This window comes from Streptomyces sp. NPDC025638 (assembly GCF_055558775.1).
Genome location: NZ_JBVHLX010000026.1, coordinates 44437 through 64682, shown reverse-complemented (window position 1 = coordinate 64682; position 20246 = coordinate 44437). Strand labels below are relative to the sequence as shown.

22 protein-coding genes are annotated in these 20246 nt (G+C 70.8%); 10 read left to right on the top strand and 12 right to left on the bottom strand.

Annotation, left to right across the window (positions count from 1 at the left end):
- Positions 1–201 precede the first annotated feature (201 nt).
- Positions 202–375 carry a hypothetical protein gene (locus ACZ4EG_RS41960; RefSeq protein WP_467794370.1) on the top strand — a complete coding sequence of 58 codons (174 nt, stop codon included), beginning with the start codon at positions 202–204 and terminating at the stop codon, positions 373–375.
- A 94-nt stretch (positions 376–469) separates the two neighbouring features.
- Here ACZ4EG_RS41960 and ACZ4EG_RS41955 read toward each other — a convergent pair whose 3' ends face one another.
- Positions 470–1186: a response regulator transcription factor gene (locus ACZ4EG_RS41955; RefSeq protein WP_453560375.1), complete on the bottom strand. Its 717-nt coding sequence runs from the start codon at positions 1184–1186 to the stop codon at positions 470–472.
- A gap of 268 nt (positions 1187–1454) precedes the next feature.
- Here ACZ4EG_RS41955 and ACZ4EG_RS41950 point away from each other — a divergent pair, with 268 nt between their 5' ends.
- Positions 1455–1907 carry a DUF2871 domain-containing protein gene (locus ACZ4EG_RS41950; RefSeq protein WP_390713086.1) on the top strand — a complete coding sequence of 151 codons (453 nt, stop codon included), beginning with the start codon at positions 1455–1457 and terminating at the stop codon, positions 1905–1907.
- Between the two features lie 106 nt (positions 1908–2013).
- Here the strand turns inward: ACZ4EG_RS41950 and ACZ4EG_RS41945 are convergent, their stop codons facing one another.
- Complete coding sequence (locus tag ACZ4EG_RS41945; RefSeq protein ID WP_467794369.1) at positions 2014–2607, bottom strand: TetR/AcrR family transcriptional regulator; 594 nt, start codon at positions 2605–2607, stop codon at positions 2014–2016.
- A 175-nt stretch (positions 2608–2782) separates the two neighbouring features.
- On the opposite strand from ACZ4EG_RS41945, the gene ACZ4EG_RS41940 reads away from it, so the two are divergent.
- The gene (locus ACZ4EG_RS41940) at positions 2783–4399 is read left to right on the top strand and encodes a condensation domain-containing protein (RefSeq protein WP_467794368.1); all 1617 of its coding nucleotides are present in this window, start codon (positions 2783–2785) and stop codon (positions 4397–4399) included.
- Positions 4400–4580: 181 nt separating this feature from the next.
- On the opposite strand, the gene ACZ4EG_RS41935 is transcribed toward ACZ4EG_RS41940, so the two are convergent.
- The 3 genes from ACZ4EG_RS41935 to ACZ4EG_RS41925 form a co-directional block, all read right to left on the bottom strand.
- Complete coding sequence (locus tag ACZ4EG_RS41935; RefSeq protein WP_467794367.1) at positions 4581–6065, bottom strand: cytochrome P450; 1485 nt, start codon at positions 6063–6065, stop codon at positions 4581–4583.
- 263 nt (positions 6066–6328) lie between these two features.
- Complete coding sequence (locus tag ACZ4EG_RS41930) at positions 6329–6697, bottom strand: PIN domain-containing protein (RefSeq protein ID WP_453560418.1); 369 nt, start codon at positions 6695–6697, stop codon at positions 6329–6331.
- 8 nt (positions 6698–6705) lie between these two features.
- Positions 6706–6963: a hypothetical protein gene (locus tag ACZ4EG_RS41925; RefSeq protein ID WP_453560415.1), complete on the bottom strand. Its 258-nt coding sequence runs from the start codon at positions 6961–6963 to the stop codon at positions 6706–6708.
- Between the two features lie 228 nt (positions 6964–7191).
- Here ACZ4EG_RS41925 and ACZ4EG_RS41920 point away from each other — a divergent pair, with 228 nt between their 5' ends.
- Positions 7192–7392, top strand: coding sequence for a hypothetical protein (locus ACZ4EG_RS41920; protein ID WP_467794366.1), 201 nt, complete (start codon positions 7192–7194; stop codon positions 7390–7392).
- Positions 7393–7722: 330 nt separating this feature from the next.
- Here the strand turns inward: ACZ4EG_RS41920 and ACZ4EG_RS41915 are convergent, their stop codons facing one another.
- The 4 genes from ACZ4EG_RS41915 to ACZ4EG_RS41900 all read right to left on the bottom strand — a co-directional run bounded on the left by ACZ4EG_RS41915 (position 7723) and on the right by ACZ4EG_RS41900 (position 10158).
- On the bottom strand, positions 7723–8553 hold the full coding sequence (locus ACZ4EG_RS41915) for a hypothetical protein (RefSeq protein ID WP_467794365.1): 831 nt from the start codon (positions 8551–8553) through the stop codon (positions 7723–7725).
- The gene (locus ACZ4EG_RS41910; RefSeq protein WP_467794364.1) at positions 8535–9404 is read right to left on the bottom strand and encodes a radical SAM/SPASM domain-containing protein; all 870 of its coding nucleotides are present in this window, start codon (positions 9402–9404) and stop codon (positions 8535–8537) included. Before ACZ4EG_RS41910 ends, ACZ4EG_RS41915 begins: the two co-directional genes overlap by 19 nt.
- Positions 9405–9505: 101 nt before the next feature.
- On the bottom strand, positions 9506–10000 hold the full coding sequence (locus ACZ4EG_RS41905; RefSeq protein ID WP_467794363.1) for a DUF6415 family natural product biosynthesis protein: 495 nt from the start codon (positions 9998–10000) through the stop codon (positions 9506–9508).
- On the bottom strand, positions 9997–10158 hold the full coding sequence (locus ACZ4EG_RS41900; protein ID WP_467794362.1) for a hypothetical protein: 162 nt from the start codon (positions 10156–10158) through the stop codon (positions 9997–9999). Before ACZ4EG_RS41900 ends, ACZ4EG_RS41905 begins: the two co-directional genes overlap by 4 nt.
- Before the next feature lie 673 nt (positions 10159–10831).
- Here ACZ4EG_RS41900 and ACZ4EG_RS41895 point away from each other — a divergent pair.
- Complete coding sequence (locus tag ACZ4EG_RS41895; RefSeq protein WP_467794361.1) at positions 10832–12109, top strand: helix-turn-helix domain-containing protein; 1278 nt, start codon at positions 10832–10834, stop codon at positions 12107–12109.
- The gene (locus ACZ4EG_RS41890) at positions 12106–12660 is read left to right on the top strand and encodes a GNAT family N-acetyltransferase (RefSeq protein ID WP_467794360.1); all 555 of its coding nucleotides are present in this window, start codon (positions 12106–12108) and stop codon (positions 12658–12660) included. Before ACZ4EG_RS41895 ends, ACZ4EG_RS41890 begins: the two co-directional genes overlap by 4 nt.
- A 167-nt stretch (positions 12661–12827) precedes the next feature.
- On the opposite strand, the gene ACZ4EG_RS41885 is transcribed toward ACZ4EG_RS41890, so the two are convergent.
- Both ACZ4EG_RS41885 and ACZ4EG_RS41880 read right to left on the bottom strand, forming a co-directional pair.
- Positions 12828–13430, bottom strand: a complete 603-nt coding sequence (locus tag ACZ4EG_RS41885) for a GNAT family N-acetyltransferase (RefSeq protein WP_467794359.1) — start codon at positions 13428–13430, stop codon at positions 12828–12830.
- A gap of 227 nt (positions 13431–13657) precedes the next feature.
- Positions 13658–14833 carry a glycosyltransferase gene (locus ACZ4EG_RS41880; protein WP_467794358.1) on the bottom strand — a complete coding sequence of 392 codons (1176 nt, stop codon included), beginning with the start codon at positions 14831–14833 and terminating at the stop codon, positions 13658–13660.
- A 247-nt stretch (positions 14834–15080) separates the two neighbouring features.
- Here ACZ4EG_RS41880 and ACZ4EG_RS41875 point away from each other — a divergent pair, with 247 nt between their 5' ends.
- Together ACZ4EG_RS41875 and ACZ4EG_RS41870 are read left to right on the top strand one after the other, a co-directional pair.
- On the top strand, positions 15081–16487 hold the full coding sequence (locus ACZ4EG_RS41875) for an NDP-hexose 2,3-dehydratase family protein (RefSeq protein ID WP_390713078.1): 1407 nt from the start codon (positions 15081–15083) through the stop codon (positions 16485–16487).
- Positions 16484–17464, top strand: coding sequence for a Gfo/Idh/MocA family protein (locus ACZ4EG_RS41870; RefSeq protein ID WP_453560359.1), 981 nt, complete (start codon positions 16484–16486; stop codon positions 17462–17464). The genes ACZ4EG_RS41875 and ACZ4EG_RS41870 overlap by 4 nt, the downstream gene beginning before the upstream one ends.
- 90 nt (positions 17465–17554) lie before the next feature.
- Here ACZ4EG_RS41870 and ACZ4EG_RS41865 read toward each other — a convergent pair whose 3' ends face one another.
- On the bottom strand, positions 17555–17974 hold the full coding sequence (locus ACZ4EG_RS41865; RefSeq protein ID WP_390733115.1) for an ester cyclase: 420 nt from the start codon (positions 17972–17974) through the stop codon (positions 17555–17557).
- Positions 17975–18141: 167 nt separating this feature from the next.
- Between ACZ4EG_RS41865 and ACZ4EG_RS41860 the strand changes: the two genes are divergently transcribed.
- Together ACZ4EG_RS41860 and rfbB are read left to right on the top strand one after the other, a co-directional pair.
- Positions 18142–19209 (top strand): glucose-1-phosphate thymidylyltransferase, encoded by a 1068-nt coding sequence (locus ACZ4EG_RS41860; protein WP_467794357.1) that lies wholly within the window; start codon positions 18142–18144, stop codon positions 19207–19209.
- Positions 19206–20201: a dTDP-glucose 4,6-dehydratase gene (gene rfbB / locus ACZ4EG_RS41855; RefSeq protein ID WP_467794356.1), complete on the top strand. Its 996-nt coding sequence runs from the start codon at positions 19206–19208 to the stop codon at positions 20199–20201. Before ACZ4EG_RS41860 ends, rfbB begins: the two co-directional genes overlap by 4 nt.
- Positions 20202–20246: the final 45 nt, after the last annotated feature.

The window sequence follows — 20246 nt, the reverse complement described above, 5'->3', positions numbered from 1 at the left end:
GCGGCCGCGGACGGATGGGGCAAGGCGGGACCGTCAACGGTAGGGGCCCTGGCAACAGCTGGGCAAACCCTTGCCAGGGCCCGTGCCCTGCGTCTCTTGCGTTTCTCGCGCCGGTCTCGCGCGGCTCTCTTGCGGACCTCGGGCGGACCTCTTGCGGGTCTCTTCCATCTCTCCGGCGACTCTCGAACCGGTCCGGGCAGGATGTCGAGCAGCACGGCCGTGTCCTGGTCCTTCGTGCCCGGGCCGTGCCACCACCGCCCCCGTCGTCCCGGCCGCCCCGGCAGCCTCGCCCCCGGCCACCGCGGCCGCCCCGTCGTCCTCGTCGTCCTCGTCGTCCTCGTCGTCCTCGTCGTCCCGTCCAGGAGTAGGTCATGAAGCCTGCGGTTGCGCGTGACGGCGACATCGGGTGGCCCGCGCTGGACGGTGGCAACGCGGACACGGGCAGGAGGGTCCCGGAGGAGCCGTACGGTCAGACCGGGCGCCGTACCCCGGTCTCGAAGGCGTAGATGGCCGCGTGCACACGGTTGGGCAGTCGCAGCTTGTGCAGCATGTTCTGCACATGGGACTTGACCGTGTGCTCGGAGAGGGTGAGCGACCGGGCGATCTCGCCGTTGGACAGTCCGCGGGCCAGCAGTTCGAGCACCTCGCACTCGCGCTGGGTCAGCTCCTCGGGGCTGATGCTGGACACGCGGGCACGGGGGCGCGAGCGGCCTCCCTCCGCGGGGACCAGGGTGTAGCCGGCCGCGGCCAGCACGACGGCGGCGGCGAGCTGCCGCGACGTCGTCGTGCCGGGCAGGTGTCCGTGCACCGGGCCGCGGTCCTCGTCCTCGCCGCCGACGACGAGGACCGGCAGACCGTCCGGCGCGTCCTGCGCGAGCCGGGCCCGATGTTCGACGGTCAGCGGGCCGTGTACGACGAGGACCTGCGGGCGCAGTGAGCGCAGCGTGAGGCCCAGCTGGGGTCCGGGCGCGCTCTCGCCGGTGACGGTGATGCCGGGGTGTCCCTCCAGCAGTGCGCGGATGCCGGTGCGGGCCAGCGGGTCGGCGCCCACGATGTGCACCCGTACCGGGCGTGCCGCCGCGACGGCGGGAGCGGGGGCCGGTTCCGGGGGTTCCAGGGGCTGCGGAAGCGGGGCGGGCTCGCCGAGCGGGGGCAGGACGTGCAAAGTGGCGTGCCGTTCGTCCATGGCTGCCTCCTCCCCCTGGGCATGCGTCACGGTAGACGCGTCACAGAGGTACGTCCCATCCGCTCAAGTGGGTTCCGATCCGGCCCCGATCGCGTCTCGCGTGTGGCCTGCCGAACGGGTTCGCCGGTCCACGGGACCGCTACAGGACCGATCGAGAATCGGATGACGGGTGCTGGAGTTGATTCGGGTGGCCGGCCGATGGGCAGTCACCGGGTGCTTGAATGACGGCAGTCGGCACGCCTTTACGACCCAAGGAGCGAGCGCCGCGATGCGGAAGTCGTACTACGCAGCACACGTCTACATGATCGTGGGAGTGATTTCCGGGCTGTTCTACCGGGAATTCACGAAGGCCAACGACTTCACCGGGGACACCCAGCTGGCCCTGATGCACACCCATCTGCTGGCTCTGGGCATGCTGGGCTTCCTGATCGTGCTGGCCCTGGACAAGCAGTTCCAGCTGTCCGGGACGCGGTTGTTCAACTCGTTCTTCTGGTTCTACAACGTGGGCATCGCCATCTCCACGGCCATGATGGGCGTCCACGGCTGCCTGACCGTGCTCGGCGACCATGTCCCCGAGGCCGTACCGCTGATCGCGGGGCTGGGACACATCCTGCTCACCGTCGGGCTGATCCTTCTGTTCGTGCTGCTGGGCAAGCGGCTGAACGAGTCGGTGGCCAAGCCGCCGTCCGGGGAGCCCGAGCCGGCCAAGACCTCGGTCTGAGCCGAACGGACCTACCGAACGAACCTGCCCAACGGGCCTACCGAACGAACCTGCCCAACGGGCCTACCGAGCGAGCCTGCCCAACGGGCCTGCCCGCCCGCCGAGTTCAGGCGAGCTGTGCGGCGGCCCCGGTCAGCACCTCGGCCAGGACGGCCAGCCGCTCGGGCGTGGCCTCCGGGCCGAGCCGGCCGCCGTGGGTGAGCGTGGCCAGACCGTGCCAGGCACTCCAGACGACCTCCGCCAGGACGCGGGGGTCGCGGTCGCCGGCGAGGGGCCGCACCGCCTCCTCGATCTCGCCCAGGACCTCCAGCAGCGGCTGCGGGGTCGGTTCGCCGCCCGGGGGTGCGGCGCCCGCCTCGAGCACCAGCATGGCCTGGTAGAGGACCGGCCCCCGGGCGGCGAAGTCGGCGTAGGCGCGGGCGACCGCACGCAGCGCCCCGTGAGGGTCGGCCACGCCGAGGCGGGCGGCGCGCAGTGCCGCGGCGAGTTCGGCGAGCCCTTCCTGCGCCACCGCGTGGATGATGGCGTCCTTGTTCTTGAAGTGCTGGTAGAGCACGGGCTGGCTGTATTCGATACGGTCCGCGAGGCGCCGTGTGGTGACGTTGTCCCAGCCCTCCGCCTCGGCCATCTCGCGAGCCGTGGCAAGGATGAGCCGGTGCCGTTGGGCCTGCTCGCGAAGGCGGCGCTCTCGGGGGGTCATGACCCCACGTTAGCATTTCGGCGAAAATCTAGCTAGCGATGATAGGGTCCCTGCTTTTGGCAAGTTCCGTGCGTTCGGCGGGCTTTCTGCACGGATGCTCAAGCGGCCTTCGAGGTGCGGTCGGCACGATCGCGGCAAGACCGCCACAGAGAGGGCCAACAGAGAGGGCCATCCGATGCCGATGCGGACTTCCCTGGAGGCACTGCTCGACCTGGCCGCCGACGTGATGGGTCACAACCCGCGCACGCTGCCGGCCGAAGCCGCCGGCTCCCCCTTCATCACGCTGGGCGGCACCCTGGAGCAGGCGATGCGACTGCAGGCGCGCGCCGAAGAACATCTGCGCTTCTCCCTGGACCTGGCGCTCCTGCTGGGCCCCGCCCCGCTCGCCGAGGTGCTGGCCCTGGCGGTGCCGGCAGCGGCCGTCCCCCCCGAGCGGCGACCGGGACCGTGGCAGGGTCCGGTGCTGCCGCAGCAGCGCACGGCACTCACGCCGGGCCGGCCGGCCCGGGCGGCGTACCGCGTGCTGAGCGCGGAGCTTTCCGGACCGTTCAAACCGGCCGCGCTGCGTACGGCGCTGGACGCGCTCGGCGCCCGGCACGAGGGACTGCGGACCGTGTTCACGCCGTCCGCCACGGGTCCGGTGCGCCGGGTGCTCGCCGACTGCCCGATACCGCTGGTCACGCTGGAGCGGGTGCTGCCCCGCCCGGGGCAGGACGCGGTGGCCGCCGTACACACGCGCCTCGCAGCGGACGTACAGAACCTGGCGGGCCGTCCGGGCCACCCCCCACTGGCATTCGTGCTGACCCCGCTCGGGTCCGGCCGCCGCCTGCTGTCCTTCCTCCACCACGAGGCCGTGGCCGACGCCTGGTCCGCGGCGCTGGTCTGGCAGGAACTGCTCGACGACTACGGCCGCACTTCTGCCGGCCGCCCACCCGCCCGTACGGTCGCGCCCGGCCCGGACCCGGTGGCCCGGCGCGCGGAGTCACTGCGCCGCTCGGGCGCGCTGCGAGCCCTGACGGCCGAACGCGCCGGACAACTGCGCGACGTACCGGCCCAGGCGGCACCGACAACCGTCGGACGGCCGGAGGACTTCGACTTCCGTGGTGAGCGGCTGTCGTTCGGGATCGACGAGGACCTGCGTGACGCGGTGGACGCGACCGCCCGGCGGGCCGGTGTGCCGCACAGCACCGTCGTACTGGCCGCCTGGGTGCTGACCCTGGGCCGGCGGGCCGGGGTCGACCGGCTGCTGGTCGGCACGGAGATGCCGCTGCGGCCCACGGCCGCGCTGCTGCGCACCGTGGCGCCCTGCACGGCGACCCTGCCGGTGCGCTGCGAGGTGGAGCCCACGACCGACTACTTCCTGCGGGGCCTGGCCTGCGCCTTCAGCGAGGCGCTCGCCTACGCCGAGGTCGACGCCGTCTGGCTGACGCGCGAACTCGGGCTGCCCGAGGCCCCGTCCCGGCCGTCGGCGCCGACCCGGGTGACCTTCGCGGCCCACGACGAGCTGCTGCCCACGAGCGTGCGGGCCGGCGGTCTGACCGCCCGCTTCCACCACGGCCACCTGGGCGGCGCCACCGCCGACGCGGCCCTGACGGTGCTGCGCTGGCGCGAACGCCCGCTGCTGGCCCTGGACTTCGCCACCTCGGCACTGCACCGCTCCGACGCCGTCCGCCTCGCGGCCGAACTCCGCACCACCCTCCGCGCCCTGTCCCACTCCCACCCCTGGACCCCGGTCGACGACCTCCTGCCGCGGACGGCGGTGAGGGGGGCGCGGGCGGCGGCGGTGGGGTAACGGGCGCAGCCGGGTCCCGCGCATGCGGCCCGGGCACCTGTGCGCCCGGTCCTGGCCTGGCCAGGCCTGGCCTGCGCCGCCGCCGGTCTCCGGTCGTACGGCGGGCCGCTTCCGCCTCGTACGCAGCAGTACCCCGGGCCCGGCCCCGGGCGGTCGCCTCGTGGCCGGGCCCGGCACAAGGTCAGCCGCTGGGCATGGCCTTGCATGCGGTGTGGGAAGAGGGCAGGACCGCGGGTCGCGGCACCTCTTTGCCGGGCTGCTTCATCACCTCCGCCTCCTGGGAGAACGCCATGGTGAGGCGGTCCGGCTTGACCGTGACGACTGCCTGCGGGCGCGGCGGCCTTGAGGTCACGGTGAAATGGGGCCGGGTCTGGAGGATGATCGCGAGGATGATCTGCAGTTCGCTCCAGGCGAAGTTCTCGCCGATGCACTTGCGGCGTCCGTCGCCGAAGGCGAGAAACGATCCGCGGGTGGCGGAGAGGGTTTCGGGCGTCCAGCGGTCCGGGTCGAAGGAGTCGGGGTCGGGGAACACCTCGGGGTCGTGCTGGTGAAGGTAGGGGCTCCAGACGACATCGGCGCCCTCGGGGATCAGATGACCGCCCAGGTCGACATCGCGGGTGGCGGTCCGGGTCACCAGCCAAGCGGGCCCGTATTTGCGGAGGGTTTCCTGCAGCACCCGGCGTGCGTAGGGGAGCCGGTCGAGGTCGTCGTAGCGCAGCGGGCGGTCTCCGCATGCCGACGCGAGCTCCGCGCGCAGCCGCTGCGCCATGTCCGGGTGGCGGGAAAGCTCGTACAGGGTCCAGGCCAGCGTGGTGCCGGTGGTCTCGATGGCACCGGTCAGCAAGGTGATGGCCTCGTCCTGCAACTGCTGGCGGGTCAGCGGGTCCTCGGCGGTCAACAGGGTGTCGAACAGGCCCGCCTGTGCCGGGCCCGCTGCGTGCGGGCATCCGGCGGCCGGCGGGGCCGCCGCGGCGCCGGAGCCGGACGCGCCGGATATCCGGCCGACTCTGTGCTCGACTGCCTGGTCGATGAGGGCGCGCAACTGCGCGACCCGGTCCGTGTGGGCCCGGTTGGCGGGAAGCGGCAGCCGAGTGACCCAGGGCGGCAGGATCATCTGTCGGATCGCGCCCTTCAGGATTTCCGGGATGAGCATGGTGAACCTGCGCTCCAGGCCCTCGGGCAGGTCCGCGCCGAACAGGGAAACGAGGAACGCGCCCAGGGTGAGGTCGTTCATGTCCTGGTAGACGTCGCGCAGCTGCCCCACAGGCCAGGCACTGACCGTCTTCCGGACGTGGTCGATCATGGCGTCGCCGCGGCCGGCGATGTGCGCCTTGTTGAACATCGGCTGCATCAACCGCCGATTGCGCAGATGGGCGTCGCCGTCCGCGATCGTCGCCAGCCCGTCGCCGATGAAGACCCTCAGCGCATCGAAGATCTTGCCGCCCTTGGCGAAGTGCGAGGCATCGGTGACCAGCACCCGGCGGGTCAGCCGAGGGTCGGTCACAACGTAGGCAGGCGTGGGCCCGATACGGATCCTCACCACGCTGCCGTGTGCACGCAGAGAGGTGATGAACGGCAAGGGTTCACGGGCGAGCCGCAGACCGTGCCCGATCAGGGGAAGGCTTCCGGGGGCGGTGGGGGTGGACGAGGTCGCGGGTGCGCTCATGGCGCGATTCCCTTCTTGGGGGCGTCGGGAAACGCGTCATCCTTGCCCGCGGCGGCGCCATGGAATGCCGTCTTGAGGTGATCCCTTGATCACATTCGACTGCACCGACAACTCCGTGTGGGAACCGCTCGCCCCGCCCACCCACGCCCCGCTGCCCGCTGCCCGCTGCCCGCTGCCCGCTGCCGATGCCGTACGCAACCGCTGCCCGGCGCACCGCTGGCCTTGGCGAGGGAGTCACGGGGGCGGGACGGCCGTCAGGGCCTTCACGCATTGAGATCCAGCACGCGGACCGGCTCGCCGATCCAACGGTCGGGGGCGGTCGTGGCGATGATCGCCCCGTCAGGACGGTCCGGGGTGGGCTGAGCGACGTACTGGCAGTGCGCCGCGGCCCAGATGTTCTGCCGGGCCACCGCCAGGACGGCAGGCAGGTCCAGGTCCAGGACGGTGATGGCCGGCAGAGCGGCAAGGTGCTCTGCAGTACCGGGCCGGGCACGATCGGCTTCGACGAGCGCGCAGGCCGGGGCGTAGAGATACCAGCCGCTCTCCGCGTGGGCGCGGTGGATCAACCGGGAGGCAAGGACATTGCCCTGACCGGCTGCGGCCATCGCGGTGTCGTCCAGGACGATGTGCATCGCGTCGCTCACCGGGCAGCTGCCTGGGCCAGCCGACGGTCCAGTTCGCTGTCGAGGTCCCGCTCCTCAGCCGGACTGGGTGCGTAGCCGGTCCACTCCTTCAACGCCGCGCGCGCCTGCTCGGCCCGCTCGGCCCGTTCAGCGGGGGTGAGCAGGGTTTCAGCGAGCCGGGCCAGGTAGGCACGCAGCGACATGCCCTCGGCTGCCGCTATGGCGGCCAGCCGGTCCCGGGCCTCCTCGGGGATACGGACGTTGGCATCGGACATCATCGCGCTCCTCTCCACCCTCCCAAGGGTACGGGTACGTACCCGTACCCGGGGCGGTGATCCGGCGAATTCCGCCAACGATCACAGCCGACGAAGAGCAACCGCACAATGCTCACGTCCCAGCCGGACCAAGGCTCACGGGCAGGCCGGGCGGCCGGACATCAGCGGACCGGAAACCGGCTCCTGAGCAGGAAAGGGACTCCGGCAGCAAACAGACGCTATCGATCCATGCCGAAGCCTGCTCCCGCCGCGCCTGCGCCGCCGTTCCTGCTGACCACGCAGCAGGGCCGCGCAGCCCGTCCTCTCCTCTCCTACGTGGCCGTGCTGCCGCTGTCCTCCCTCGACGCCCAGCTGCTCGCCGGGGTCATCGCTATCCGGGCCGCAGGCGGCGGCACCAGCAACATCACAGCAGGGACCTGCGGTCGCTGAAGCTCGGCGACTCTGCCCAGACTGTCGCCGAGCTGCGCGGCCTGGGCTGGAAGATTCCCGGCCTGCTTCTCGACGGAGATCCGGACACTCCCACCCTGGTGACGGTGCCGGCCCCGACGACCAAGGCGGGCCACCCCCTGCCCTTCGGCAAGCACACGCGGTCGCGTGTGCTGGAGGGGCCGACATTCACATAGCTGGACTGCTGTGGGAGGAGGCCATGACCGACCTGGAGTACACGACCTGTCGGTCCCCCAAGCGGCCCCGTCTGTCCGCTTCCCTCGTCGCACCACCGGGGGGGCAGACGAGCGGGGCCGGCTCAGACAGGAGCTGTCACTGCACCAGCACGCCCCGGCAATTGGCCCACGCTTCGGCGGCTTCCACCATCGCCTCCAGCCACGGCGTGCCAGGCTTCCGCTCGGCGAGCAGCCGGTACATGCGCAAGGTGGCGGCCGCGAACGCATCGATCGCCCTCGGGTCCGCTTTCACCCATGCCGTGCAGTTGGACGCCCACGACTCGGCGGCCCGGACACTGTGCCCGGCTGCAACCAGCTGCATGACGAACAGGCACGGATCGATGAATCCCGCACCTCGCGTAGGCCACGCCCAGTCGACGGCCCAAAGCCGCTGCTCTCCGACGATCAGGTTGCTCGGGTTGACGTCGGTGTGCAGCAGCGAGTCGCCGCGGAACAGCTCGGCTTCGGCCGCGTCGGCCGCGAACCGGTCCCACCGGGTCTCTGTCCAGTCCCGGGCTACCTCTGGAAGGTCCAGGGTTCCGATCCGGTCCAGCAGACCGGCGATCGTAGGCAGGTCCGGCGAGCCCGGCTTGAAGTCGGACAGCCTTCCTGCGACCCTCTCGAAGCCGAGCACGACCCAGTCGTCGTCTTCCGCTGTCCACCGCAGCGATGGAGCGATCGGGCTCACGTGCGGATTGATCAGCCGTTCGCGGGTGAGCGAGTCCCGGCGGCCGCCGGGACGATTGCGGACGGCCTTGACGAAGAACCCACCCTTCTCGCCTTCGACCAGGGCTGTGAGATCCGAGCTGAACCCGCGCTCGGTGCGCCGAAGACTGCTCAGCTCCCCCGTGTGCTGATGGATCAGGTCCTGAATCTCGGATGCGGGAAAGGTGGGGTGCAATTCGTCCTTCAGTTCCTCGGGGTGCACTCACTGCCGGGTGTTCCCGGGGAGCACTCGTCGTCGGTGTCGGGCGTGCAGGCGGCGAGGCCTTCCGGGTTGCGACGGCTGCGGATGGAGGCGGTGGTCTGCGACATGGCGGGACCGGTGAGGATCGACGCCAGCGGAGCGTCCTTGACGTTACCCACGCTCAGCCATCCCGAGAAGACACATGGGGAGACATCGCCCGTGGGACTGACCGCAGCCCGGTTCGTGCCGCACCGTCCGCACAGGTTGCCCATGTCCGGCGCCAGGCCTTGGCCGCCGCGCCCGAAGGGCCGGGCGCGGTCCACGCGCACCCGCGTGACCCCCAGCGATTCGAGATCCTGCCGCGCCTGACTGACGCGCTGCGATTCGCTGCCCGCGATGATCCCGACGCGTAGCGGGATGCCGCGGCGTACGGCTTCGGCGATGTTCATCCGGGTCCGGCCGTGGCTGGGACGCCCCGTGATCGCGTCGTGCTCCGCACGGTTGTCGGAGTAGTACGACGTCGCGAGGCGCAGACCCTGCCGCTCGAACAGCTGCCAGCACTCGGCCGAGACGTGCACCAGGTTGCTGTACACCTCAACGCTCAGGCCGCTGGTCAGGGCGTGGTCGACCAGTGCCGGGAAGTCGGGGTGCATGGTCGGCTCGCCACCGATGAACTGGACCTCGCGCACGCCACAGGCTGCTGCCTGGTCGAGTAAGGAGAGCCAGTCCTCGCGGCTCATCGTGCCGTGGCCGCCCGTCGGTCCCGACTCGTTGTAGCACTGGATGCACTCGAGCTGGCACTTCCGCGTCAGGTCCAGCCACAACAGCTCGGTCGCGGTGCGCGTAGGTAGCTCTTGGGCGATCGTGGTCACTGGCGCCCTCTCCTTCTTCTCGTTTTGCGGGGGCTTTGTGCTGCGACCCTGACCCTGCGGTCGCCATGGAGCCCCGCATCACCGGGGCAAGGAGCTGCTCGTCAGCGGCTGCGGCGCGCGCGGTTGACGCACGCGGCATGAATGCGCCCGGATCTGGTGGCGCCGCCGGACGGGCTCAACTGGTCGTACGGGACGGTCTCATTGCCGTCCACGATCGGCTTGTCGCAGACCAGGCACATCGTGATCCCCGACAGGATCTCGTAGTGGTCGCACAGTGCAAGCACTGAGCAGGCGAGCTTCTTCACGCGCTTGTGTTCACCCTGCAGCCCGGGACGCTCGATCAGGTCGAGTCGGCGCTGTGCCTCGGCGACTCCGGCCATGGCCACGACCGCGACCACCTCTTGCGGCTGAGGAGCGGCAAGCCGTCCGATCTGGTCGATCAGCTGCCGCAGGTTCCTGCTGAACTCGGCGCTCTGCTGCTTCAGGTCCTCGTGGCGCAGAAGCACATCCCCGGCGCGGATGAAGTCGTGCGCCGTACCGCGCAGCGCCACCGTGTCCAGCGGCGCCTTCTCTGTGTGAGGGCTGATGGCGGTCATCGCGCCGCACCCGCCTTGGTGTGCTGCGGGCAGTCGCAGGGCGGCAGCTGGGTGCCCAGTCCCTCGGGGGGCGGCACGTAGTCGTGCGGCACGCTCACACGGACGCGCGGCTCGGTCACGATGCCCTCACGGGTGACCGTGTAGACCCTAATGGTCATCTTCGCGCCGGGTGGGCAACCCAGCGGCTGAGCGGTACCGCTCTTCATGTCGACGCTCCCTCTCCGGATCGAGCGTTGTCCGCTCCCAGGGCCGTGCACGCGGCCGCCGGGGTTTCTCGTGCGGTTCCGATGGCGGTCACGCTGCCGCCGCGGTGATGCCGCAGCCACACGTCCGGATCTGCCACACGCGTGTGCGGCCTCGGACCACGACGTGCCCTGCGGGGCGCAGGCGCCTGTTGACGGCCCCGCAGTGGAAGCAGGCCTCGCCATGCAGAAGGGCAATGCTCACGTGGCTGTCGACGAGCTGTGCTGCCGCGAGAACTTCCATGCAGTCGGCGCGCCCCTACGTCGGCCGATACGCGAACGGCGTCCCAGTCCTCACCGGCCACGAGTAGCTTCGGCTCGCTGACGTTGCGGGTCCATGTGGGGCTGTGCTGCATCGCTGCTGCTCTCTCCTTGGGACTGAAGGCGGGCAAGGCGTCTCCGGGGGCGGCATGGGGTACGTCCTCTCCGCAGTTCAGAGCGGGTGCTGAAGTGGCGTAGGACCAGTGCACCGGCTCGGGCGGAACGATGGGCAACGGGCGACCGGACGTTTGGGCGGACGTTTTCGCATTCGCTGCAGAAGCCAAGTCACTACCGTGAGAGGGCAGTCGGCAGTCACCGAGGGAAACGCATGACCGACACGAGCGTGAGCAGACTGGCACGGTTACGGCATGCCGCCGGGTACACGCAGGAATCCTTTGTGACGGCGTTCGGGCGGGAAGCCGCACGCCTCGGTGTGGACGCGTCGGTGAGCGTGCGGCAACTCCGCCGGTGGGAGCGCGAGATGCCCCCGCCGCTCCCCCACCCGAGTCAGCAGATTGTGTTGGAGGCGTTGTTCGGCGTACCGCTTGCCGAGATGGGGTTCGACGTCCCCGCACGTCGTGTGACGGTTTCGGCGCCGGTCAGCGACCCTGAAGAAGTGAAGCGGAGGACGTTCGTCGCCGACGCCGGGGTGCTCGCCGCGGTGGCCCTTCTTCCTGCTCGGCCGGGCCCGAGGATCGGCGCGGCCGACATCGCCCGACTGCGCGTGAGGCTCGACGGCCTCTACCAGACGGACCACATGGCGGGCAGCGTGCCGGCCATGACGCAGGCGAACCGCATCGAGGGCGAGGTCACGGGCGCCCTCGGGACCGCCTCGTACACCAGCCGCATCGGCCGTGAGCTACAGACGATGCTCGCCGAGTTGCACGGCCACCGGGCGTGGTACGGGTACGACGGCGGTCGTATCGACCAGGGGCGCGCCGACTGCATGGAAGCTCTCGCGGCAGCACAGCTCGTCGACAGCCCGTTGCTACAGGTGTCCGTACTGGAGACGCTCGTACTCCTCGCGATCAAGGCAGACCGGGCGTGGGAGGCCGCGAGCGCGGTCGAGAACGCCTACCGGCTCGCCACGCGCGCGGGCGCCGGACATACGGTGCACCTGGTGATCGCGCTACGAGATGCCAACGTGGCCACCCACACCGGAGACCTGTCCGGGGCACGCCGCGCCCTCAGCCGGGCAGTCAGCCACCAGGGGCGCGCCGACACGGACGCCGAGGTGCCCAACTGGGCGCGGTTCGTCGGCCCGTTCGAGGTTGACTACGCCACGGCGGACATGTACGTGCAGGCCGAGCAGCCCAAACGCGCCGTGCCGTTTCTGCGTGCCGCCGTGCGCGGCATCGGCGGTGACCTCGCCCGCAACAGCGCCTCGTATCGCGTGAAACTCGCGGGCGTACTCCTCAACGCAGGGGAAGTCGACGAAGCATGCGCGGAGATGAGCGCCGTTCTCGACGGGTGCGACGGGATCTCCTCTCCGCGGCTGCTCGGCAAGATCCGGGGGTTTCAGCGGACTGCGGCCACGGTCGACAGCGCCGCGGCGCGCGAGTGCGGTGAGCGCATCCGCGAAACCATCCGAAAGGGCGTCGCATGACACAGCAAGAGACCATCGCGGTAGAGCGCTTGGACGGATCGGTTGCGGCGCAGGCCGAGGACGCGTTCAGGCTGGTCTACGCCGAAGCGTTCGCGGAACCGCCGTACAACGAGACCGCCGACGACGTCACGGCCACCTTCAGGCGCTTCCGCTACCAGACACGCAAAGCCTCCTTCCGTGCCACCTTGGCCCGTACCGAGGACTGCGAGCCGGTCGGAATGGCGTACGGCTATCTACTCGGCCCCACCACACAGTGGTGGGACCAACTGACGGAGCCCGCGCCCGACGAGATACGGCGGGAGGACGGACACCGCACCTTCGGGCTCATGGAACTTGCCGTACGTGGGCCGTGGCGTGGACAAGGGATCGCACGCCGCCTACACGAGGCGCTGCTCGTCGGCGTCGAGGCAGAGCGGGTGCTGCTCAACGTCCACCCGGACAGCAAGGCGGCGTCGGCCGCCTACCGGGCGTGGGGGTACCGAAAGGTCGGCGAGGCGCGACCGTGGGAGGGCGCGGACCTCCATGACGTGATGCTGCTCGACCTGCGCTGAACGCCAGACCGGCGCCGCGCGCGTATGGGCTGGCGACCGGTCGCGCGCATTGACCTGGCTTTACGCGCGGAAGGAAACGTAACCGCTGCCGCACGCCCTACCGCGCCGGTCGGGCGCGGTACTGCCAGCCCGGACGCAGCGCAGGACGTCCGAACTCCCGGCGGACCTCACCAGAGCCTGTCGATCTCCCCGGAATACAGCTCGATACGGCTGTCGCGGAACAGCGCCTCCGCCCGGCGGGCCTCGGGTGAGAAGAAGGCGGCCATCGTCACCTTGTCGAAGCCGGGACGGTCGCTGGGGAACGGGGACTCGGGCGTGCCGCCGATCAGTACCGCTCCGGGGAGGACCGCCCAGCCCGCGCTCTCGTAGAACGCCTGGAGCGGGCGGTCGCAGGTGAACAGCCCCAGGTCCAGCTTCCGCTCGACCATCGTCTCGCGGGCCGCCGCCACCAGACGGCGGCCGTGTCCGCGGCCACGGGTCTCGTGCCGCGTGACCACGGTGCTCAGGCCCCCGGCTGCATAGGCCCCGCCCGCGTGGACGATCTCCTTGGACAGGATGTCCAGCGCGGCCACCACCGTCCCGTCGGCCACGAGCAGCATCGACAGCGGCCGCAGCGCGGGATCGTGGGCCGGTGCGTCGGGCGGAGCCGCCGCGCCGGGCGGTGACGGCCACGCCTGCTCCTGGATCTCCCGCACCTGCGCACGCAGCTCGAAGGGGGTGGCTTCTTCGGGGAACGACAGGATCTGCACGCCCCGATTGTGGTCACCCATCGGGTAAGCGCAAGGAGGTTTTCGCAGCTCCCAACCCCGGCCCCTACCCCTGACCCGGTCGGGGCAGGAGCGGGGCGACGCCGGTGCGCACGCCGCGGGGGAATCGGCGCGCGCACCGGGGCCGTTGGTCCCCGGTGGCCCGAGGGACCGGTCGGTGGCCGGGACCGGTGCGGGCCGGTCCCGGCGGGTTCAGCCGGCCAGTTCAGCTTCAGCCGACCAATTCAGCTTCAGCCGGCCAGTTCGACGAGCTTGGCGACGTTCTCGGCCGGGTCGGGCATCGCGGCGATCTCCGCGGCGACCTTGCGGGCGGCCACCCGGTAGCCCTCCTCGGCGAGCAGGCGACGGGTGGCCTCGGTGACCGCCTCGGGCGACTGGTCCGCGGCGAGGACGACCTCGCCCGCGCCCGCGGCGGCGACTGCCTTCCCGTTGGCCGGGCCGTCGGCGCCCTGCGGCAGGACCAGCTGCGGCAGTCCGGCCGCGAGCGTCGCCAGCGTGGTGCCGGCGCCGCCGTGCTGCACGACCACCGACGCGTGCTTGAGCGCCTCCGGCTGTGCCACCCACGGCACGGCCACCACGCGCTCGGGCAGCTCGCCCAGCTCCTCGACCGGCACGACGGGCCCGGCCGCGACCAGCACCGGCACGTCCAGCGGCAGCAGCCCCTGCAGGACCGTACGCAGCACCTCGGGCGAGCCGAGCGCGGTGCCCAGGGTGAGGTAGACGAACGGCTTGCCCGACTCCCGGATCCGCTCGGGCAGTTCGCCCGGCTCGGAGTAGGCGACCGTGCGCTGCTCGATGCGGGGCAGCGGCGCGGCCAGGAAGCCCGGGTCCTGGATGGACGGCGGGACGATGTCGATGTAGCTGCGGGACAGGGCCAGCAGCTGGCCGAAGGGCACGTCCACGCCGAGGTCGCCGGCGGTGGCGAGCAGCTCCTGCTGGATGCGCTCCTCCTCCGGGCCCAGCGCCATCACACCCACGCCGTGCGCGACGGCGGGCACACCCGCGAGCGCGGCGGCAAAGGCGGCACCGGGGTTCAGCGCCTCGTAGACGACGAGGTCGGGCCGCAGCCGCTCCAGGGCGGTGGCCAGGTCGGCCGCCACCCAGCGCGGCAGCACCGAGCCGAACACCTGCACGTGCAGGTCCGCCAGCACCTCCGGCGGCACGTCCTGGGCCCCGAGCTCGCCCGCTCCCGCGAGGTCGGCTCGAGAGCTGACTGCTTCCATGAACGCCTCGGGCACCGACCGGCCCGCGGCCACCGGCTCGAGGCCGGCCGTCACCACGGCGGGGTGCAACTGCTCACCCGTGGCGAAGGAGACCTCGTGGCCCGCAGCCCGGGCGGCCTTCGCCAACGGCAGGAGGGGATAGACGTGGCCGAAGTTACCGGCGCCGGCAAAGAGGATTCTCATACCGCCTCAGCGTAGGGACGCGAACAGCCGCTGTCTAGTGCTGACAGATTTTCTGTCATTGACAATTGCAGCGCCAACTACCGCTGCTGGCAGGCCATTTGAAGGCCACTCGGACGTCGCTCGGCGGATCGAGCGGCCCTCTGGGACAGGTCGAGGCGCTCTCCAGGCACAGCCGATCGCGCCGCCCCATCGTCGTGGTGCGGCCGCCCGCCCCAGGGTGCGCGAGACAAGCCGAAGGAGCCCCTTGATGACCATCACCACCCAGGCAGTCGCGCCTCCGGGTGTATCGAGGAGTCATGTGCAGCGGTTCATGCTGTCCGCGCAGGCCCTCGACAGCGCGGTGACGCCCAACGAGGTGTTCCACGAATGGTTCTCCGCCCAGCGCCGCACCAACCGCTACGACGTGCGCCGCATCCCGTTCTCCGAGCTCGTGGGCTGGCACTTCGAGGACGCCACCGGGAACCTGGTGCACGACAGCGGGCGGTTCTTCTCGGTCGAGGGCCTGAGCGTGCGCACCGAGTGGAACGGGCACGAGGCGTCGTGGGAGCAGCCGATCATCAACCAGCCCGAGATCGGCATCCTGGGCATCGTCGTCAAGGAGTTCGACGGCGTCCTGCACTGTCTGATGCAGGCCAAGATGGAACCCGGCAACGTCGACACGGTGCAGCTCTCCCCCACCGTGCAGGCCACCCGGAGCAACTACACCGGGGTGCACAAGGGCGCCGCGGTCCGCTACATCGACTACTTCAAGCCGCCGCGGATGCAGTCGCGGGTGCTGTACGACTCGCTCCAGTCCGAGCAGGGCTCCTGGTTCCTGCGCAAGCGCAACCGCAACATCGTGGTGGAGGCCGTCGGGGACGTCCCCGAGCACGAGGACTTCGTCTGGCTGACCCTCGGCCAGATCCACCAGCTGCTGCACGAGTCGAACGTCATCAACATGGACGCCCGTACGGTGCTGTCGCTGATCCCGGCCTTCGGCGAGAGCGGGCTCCCGCTGCACCCGACCGAGCAGGTGCTGAGCCGGCTGACCGAGGTCAAGGCCCGGCGCGAGCTGGTGCAGCGCACCCTGCCGCTGAACCGCGTGGAGCGCTGGCGGCGCACCGACGAGGGCATCGAGCACGAGACGGGCCACCACTTCACCGTCATCGCCGCGTCCGTGGCAGCCGCCAACCGCGAGGTGAAGAGCTGGACCCAGCCCCTGCTGGCCCCCGCCGAACAGGGCCTGTCCGCCTTCCTGATCCGCCGTATCTGCGGGGTGCCGCACCTGCTGGCGCAGGCCAGGTCCGAGGCGGGCGTGCTGGACGTGGCCGAACTCGGCCCGACCGTGCAGTGCCAGCCGGGCCGGGCGCTGACCCTGCCGCCCGAGCTGCGGCCGCGCTACCTGGACGTCGTCCTGCGCGCGACCCCCGACGAGCTGCTGTACGACACCGTGCAGTCCGAGGAGGGCGGACGCTTCCACCACGCGGGCAACCGCTACGTCCTCATGGAGGTCGGGGACGAGTTCCCGGTGGACGTACCCGAGGAGTTCGTGTGGGTGACGGCCGAGCAGCTCAGCGCGCTGGTACGGCACAGCAACTACCTGAACATCGAGGCCCGGACGCTGCTGACCGGGCTGCGCGCGGTCTGGTCGCTGGGCGGGGTGTTCGCCCGGTGAGCGCCACGGCCGTACGACCCCTGCGCCTGGGCGTGCTGGGCTGCGCGGACATCGCCCGGCGGCGCATGCTCCCCTCGCTGGAACGGCAGCCGCTGGTCGAGGTGACCGCGGTGGCCAGCCGCACCTCGGAAAAGGCCCGGCAGTTCACCGACCTCTTCGGCGGCACGCCCGTCGAGGGCTACGAGCGGCTGCTGGAGCGCGACGACGTGGACGCGGTGTACATACCGCTGCCGCCCGAGATGCACGTGGAGTGGACCCTGCGGGCGCTGGCGGCCGGCAAGCACGTGCTGTGCGAGAAGCCGTTCGCCACCAGCCTGGCCGACGCCGAGAAGGCGGTGGCCTTCGCCAGGGAGCGCGGACTGCTGCTGATGGAGGGCTTCATGTTCCTCCACCACTCCCAGCACGCCCGGGTACGGGAGCTCGTCGCGGACGGGCTGATCGGTGAAGTCCAGCTGTTCTCCTCGGAGTTCGGCATCCCCCTCAGGCCGGCCCAGGAGCCCGGCGGCACACCACGGCGGGCCAGCACCCTGCCGGAGGTGGCCGCCTATCCGATCCGCGCCGCCCAGCTCTTCCTGGGCCCCGGGCTCCGGGTGGCCGGGGCCCAGGAACGCCCGGCCAGTGCCCACGGGCCGAGCCCCGCGGGCAGCGCGCTGCTGGTGTCGCCGTCCGGCGCCGCCGCGCAGCTGGCCTACGGCGTCGAGCACGCCTACATCAGCGGGTACGGGCTGTGGGGCAGCCGGGGGCGGCTGCGGCTGGAGCGGGCCTTCAGCACCCCGGACGACTTCACCCCCGTACTCAAGGTGGAACGCGACGGCGAGGTGAGCGAAATGGCCCTGGACAAGGACCACCACTTCACCAACATCGCCGGTGTCTTCGCCCGTGCCGTACTGCACGGCGAGGACTTCGCCCCGCACGCGGAGGCGATCCTGGACCACGCCCGGCTCGTAGAGGAGGTCGAGCGGGCGGCCGGCCGCTGACGGAGCGCGGCCACAGGGAAAGCGGCCCGGCGCGGCGACGGAGAACCTCCCGTCACCGCGCCGGGCCGCCGGCGTTTCCGCGTGTGTTGCTCAGGCGCCCTGCATGGCGTAGAAGTCGACGCCGAGCTGGTGGAACATGCCGGCCATGTCCAGCTGGTCCCAGTGCTCGGCCAGCAGCCCGTTCTCCACGCGCCAGATGTCGATGGACTGGAAGCTCAGCGTGCGGCCGGTGCCCTCGACGCCGAAGAAAGTGCCACGGTGGGTACCGGAGTACTCGAACCGGCCCGCGATCCGGTCCCCGTCGACGATCACGTCGTGGGCGACGACGTGGACGTCCGGGAACGCGTCGAAGATCTGCTGGAAGAAGGCCGCGTTGGCCTCTATGCCGTCGGCGACGACCGGGTTGTGGTCGATGTGCCCGGGCGCGGTGTGCTCGCTCATCGTGCTCACATCATGACTGTTGATCATGTCGACGAAGGCCTGGATGAGTGCGCGGTGGGTGTCTGCCATGGGTGTGTGCCTCTCTCGGCTCGGGCTCGGGCTCGGCCTCGCCTCATGGAACTCGTGACGGAACTGCACCGAGGATCCGTACTCCCTCTTGAGCCGCCCTGGAGGGCCCCTGTGGGCGCGGCCGATCCCCCACCCCCGCTCAAGTACCCGCTCCTAGCCTCGACGCCATGAAGGCTCTCGTACTCTCCGGCGGGGCCGGAACCCGCCTGCGCCCCCTCACCCACACATCGGCCAAGCAACTGGTGCCCGTGGCCAACAAACCCGTGCTGTTCTACGGTCTGGAGGCGATCGCGGACGCCGGTGTCACGGAGGTCGGGATCGTCGTCGGGGACACGGCCGACGAGATCAGGGAGGCCGTCGGCGACGGCTCCAAGTTCGGTGTCTCCGTCACCTACATCCCGCAGGAGGCGCCGCTGGGCCTGGCCCATGCCGTAGTGATCGCCCGGGAGTTCCTCGGCGAGGACGACTTCGTGATGTACCTCGGTGACAACTTCATCGTGGGCGGCATCTCCTCCCTGGTCGACGCCTTCCGCACGGACCGTCCCGACGCCCAGATCCTGCTGACCCAGGTCTCCGACCCGCGGCAGTTCGGCGTGGCCGAACTCGGGGCCGACGGACGCGTGGTCAACCTGGAGGAGAAGCCCAAGTCGCCGAAGAGCGACCTGGCGCTGGTCGGCGTCTACCTCTTCACGCCGGCCGTGCACGAGGCCGTACGCGCCATCGAGCCGTCCTGGCGCGGCGAGCTGGAGATCACCCACGCACTGCAGTGGCTGATCGACGCCGGCCGCGACGTGCGCTCGACGACGATCTCCGGGTACTGGAAGGACACCGGGAACGTCGCCGACATGCTGGAGGTCAACCGGACGGTACTGGAGCGTGCGGAGCCGCGCCTGGACGGCAGTGTCGACGAGGCCAGCGAGATCATCGGGCGGGTGCAGATCGACGAGACCGCGACGGTCACCGCGTCGCGCATCGTCGGCCCCGCGGTGATCGGTCCGGGCACGGTGGTCTCCTCTTCCTACATCGGCCCGTTCACCTCGATCGCCGGCGACTGCGAAATCACCGACAGCGAGATCGAGTTCTCGATCGTCCTCGACCACTCCTCGGTGCGCGGCGCCCGCCGTGTGGAGGCGTCGATCATCGGACGCAACGTGGAGGTGACGCCCGCTCCGCGGGTGCCCGCCGCGCACCGGCTCATCCTCGGCGACCACAGCAAGGTGCAGATTTCGTCATGACGACCACCACACGCATCCTCGTCACCGGCGGCGCCGGCTTCATCGGCTCGCACTATGTCCGCACGCTTCTCGGCCCCGACGGACCGGACGACGTCTCGGTCACCGTGCTCGACAAGCTGACCTACGCAGGCAACCCGGCCAACCTCGACCCGGTCCGCGAGCACCCCGGCTTCCACTTCATCCAGGGCGACATCTGCGACCGCGACCTGGTCTCCGAACTCGTCGCCGGCCACGACCAGATAGTGCACTTCGCCGCGGAGTCCCACGTAGACCGCTCCATCCAGGGGGCGGCGGAATTCGTCATCACCAACGTCCTGGGCACCCAGACCCTGCTGGACGCGGCCCTGCGCCGCCCCGGCGGCCCGGCCCGCTTCCTCCACGTATCCACGGACGAGGTGTACGGCTCCCTCGCGGAGGGCTCCTGGCCGGAGACGGACCCCCTCAAGCCCAACTCCCCCTACGCCGCGTCCAAGGCCTCCTCCGACCTGCTGGCGCTGTCGTACCACCGCACCTTCGGCCTGGACGTGCGGGTGACGCGCTGCTCCAACAACTACGGCCACCACCACTTCCCGGAGAAGGTCATCCCGCTGTTCGTGACCAACCTCCTCGACGGCCTGCGCGTGCCGCTGTACGGCGAGGGCCTCAACGTCCGCGACTGGCTGCACATCGACGACCACGTCCAGGGCCTGGAACTGGTCCGCACCGGCGGCCGCGCGGGCGAGGTGTACAACATCGGCGGCGGCACGGAACTGAGCAACAAGGAGCTGACCCAGCTCCTCCTGGACCTGGCCGGCGCGACCTGGGACAGCGTCGAACACGTCCCCGACCGCCTGGGCCACGACCTGCGCTACTCGGTGGACTGCACCAAGATCACCACAGAACTGGGCTACCGCCCGCGCAAGGACTTCACCGAGGGCCTGGCGGAGACGTTCACGTGGTACCGCGAGAACCGTTCGTGGTGGGAGCCGCTGAAGGAGCGGGCGGCGCTGTGAACTGACCGAGCGGGCCTCGTTCCCGCATGCCGCCCCGGTCTCGCA

Bases quoted from the DNA above. Each gene is read 5' to 3' on its own strand.
- ACZ4EG_RS41960 (WP_467794370.1), top strand. From the start codon at position 202: ATGTCGAGCAGCACGGCCGTGTCCTGGTCCTTCGTGCCCGGGCCGTGC.
- ACZ4EG_RS41895 (WP_467794361.1), top strand. From the start codon at position 10,832: ATGACCGACACGAGCGTGAGCAGACTGGCACGGTTACGGCATGCCGCC.
- ACZ4EG_RS41925 (WP_453560415.1), bottom strand. From the start codon at position 6,963: ATGTCCGATGCCAACGTCCGTATCCCCGAGGAGGCCCGGGACCGGCTG.
- ACZ4EG_RS41900 (WP_467794362.1), bottom strand. From the start codon at position 10,158: ATGACCATTAGGGTCTACACGGTCACCCGTGAGGGCATCGTGACCGAG.
- ACZ4EG_RS41920 (WP_467794366.1), top strand. From the start codon at position 7,192: ATGCCGAAGCCTGCTCCCGCCGCGCCTGCGCCGCCGTTCCTGCTGACC.
- rfbB (WP_467794356.1), top strand. From the start codon at position 19,206: ATGACGACCACCACACGCATCCTCGTCACCGGCGGCGCCGGCTTCATC.
- ACZ4EG_RS41950 (WP_390713086.1), top strand. From the start codon at position 1,455: ATGCGGAAGTCGTACTACGCAGCACACGTCTACATGATCGTGGGAGTG.
- ACZ4EG_RS41905 (WP_467794363.1), bottom strand. From the start codon at position 10,000: ATGACCGCCATCAGCCCTCACACAGAGAAGGCGCCGCTGGACACGGTG.
- ACZ4EG_RS41885 (WP_467794359.1), bottom strand. From the start codon at position 13,430: ATGGGTGACCACAATCGGGGCGTGCAGATCCTGTCGTTCCCCGAAGAA.
- ACZ4EG_RS41955 (WP_453560375.1), bottom strand. From the start codon at position 1,186: ATGGACGAACGGCACGCCACTTTGCACGTCCTGCCCCCGCTCGGCGAG.
- ACZ4EG_RS41875 (WP_390713078.1), top strand. From the start codon at position 15,081: ATGACCATCACCACCCAGGCAGTCGCGCCTCCGGGTGTATCGAGGAGT.
- ACZ4EG_RS41945 (WP_467794369.1), bottom strand. From the start codon at position 2,607: ATGACCCCCCGAGAGCGCCGCCTTCGCGAGCAGGCCCAACGGCACCGG.
- ACZ4EG_RS41865 (WP_390733115.1), bottom strand. From the start codon at position 17,974: ATGGCAGACACCCACCGCGCACTCATCCAGGCCTTCGTCGACATGATC.
- ACZ4EG_RS41890 (WP_467794360.1), top strand. From the start codon at position 12,106: ATGACACAGCAAGAGACCATCGCGGTAGAGCGCTTGGACGGATCGGTT.
- ACZ4EG_RS41880 (WP_467794358.1), bottom strand. From the start codon at position 14,833: ATGAGAATCCTCTTTGCCGGCGCCGGTAACTTCGGCCACGTCTATCCC.
- ACZ4EG_RS41860 (WP_467794357.1), top strand. From the start codon at position 18,142: ATGAAGGCTCTCGTACTCTCCGGCGGGGCCGGAACCCGCCTGCGCCCC.
- ACZ4EG_RS41940 (WP_467794368.1), top strand. From the start codon at position 2,783: ATGCCGATGCGGACTTCCCTGGAGGCACTGCTCGACCTGGCCGCCGAC.
- ACZ4EG_RS41930 (WP_453560418.1), bottom strand. From the start codon at position 6,697: ATGCACATCGTCCTGGACGACACCGCGATGGCCGCAGCCGGTCAGGGC.
- ACZ4EG_RS41935 (WP_467794367.1), bottom strand. From the start codon at position 6,065: ATGAGCGCACCCGCGACCTCGTCCACCCCCACCGCCCCCGGAAGCCTT.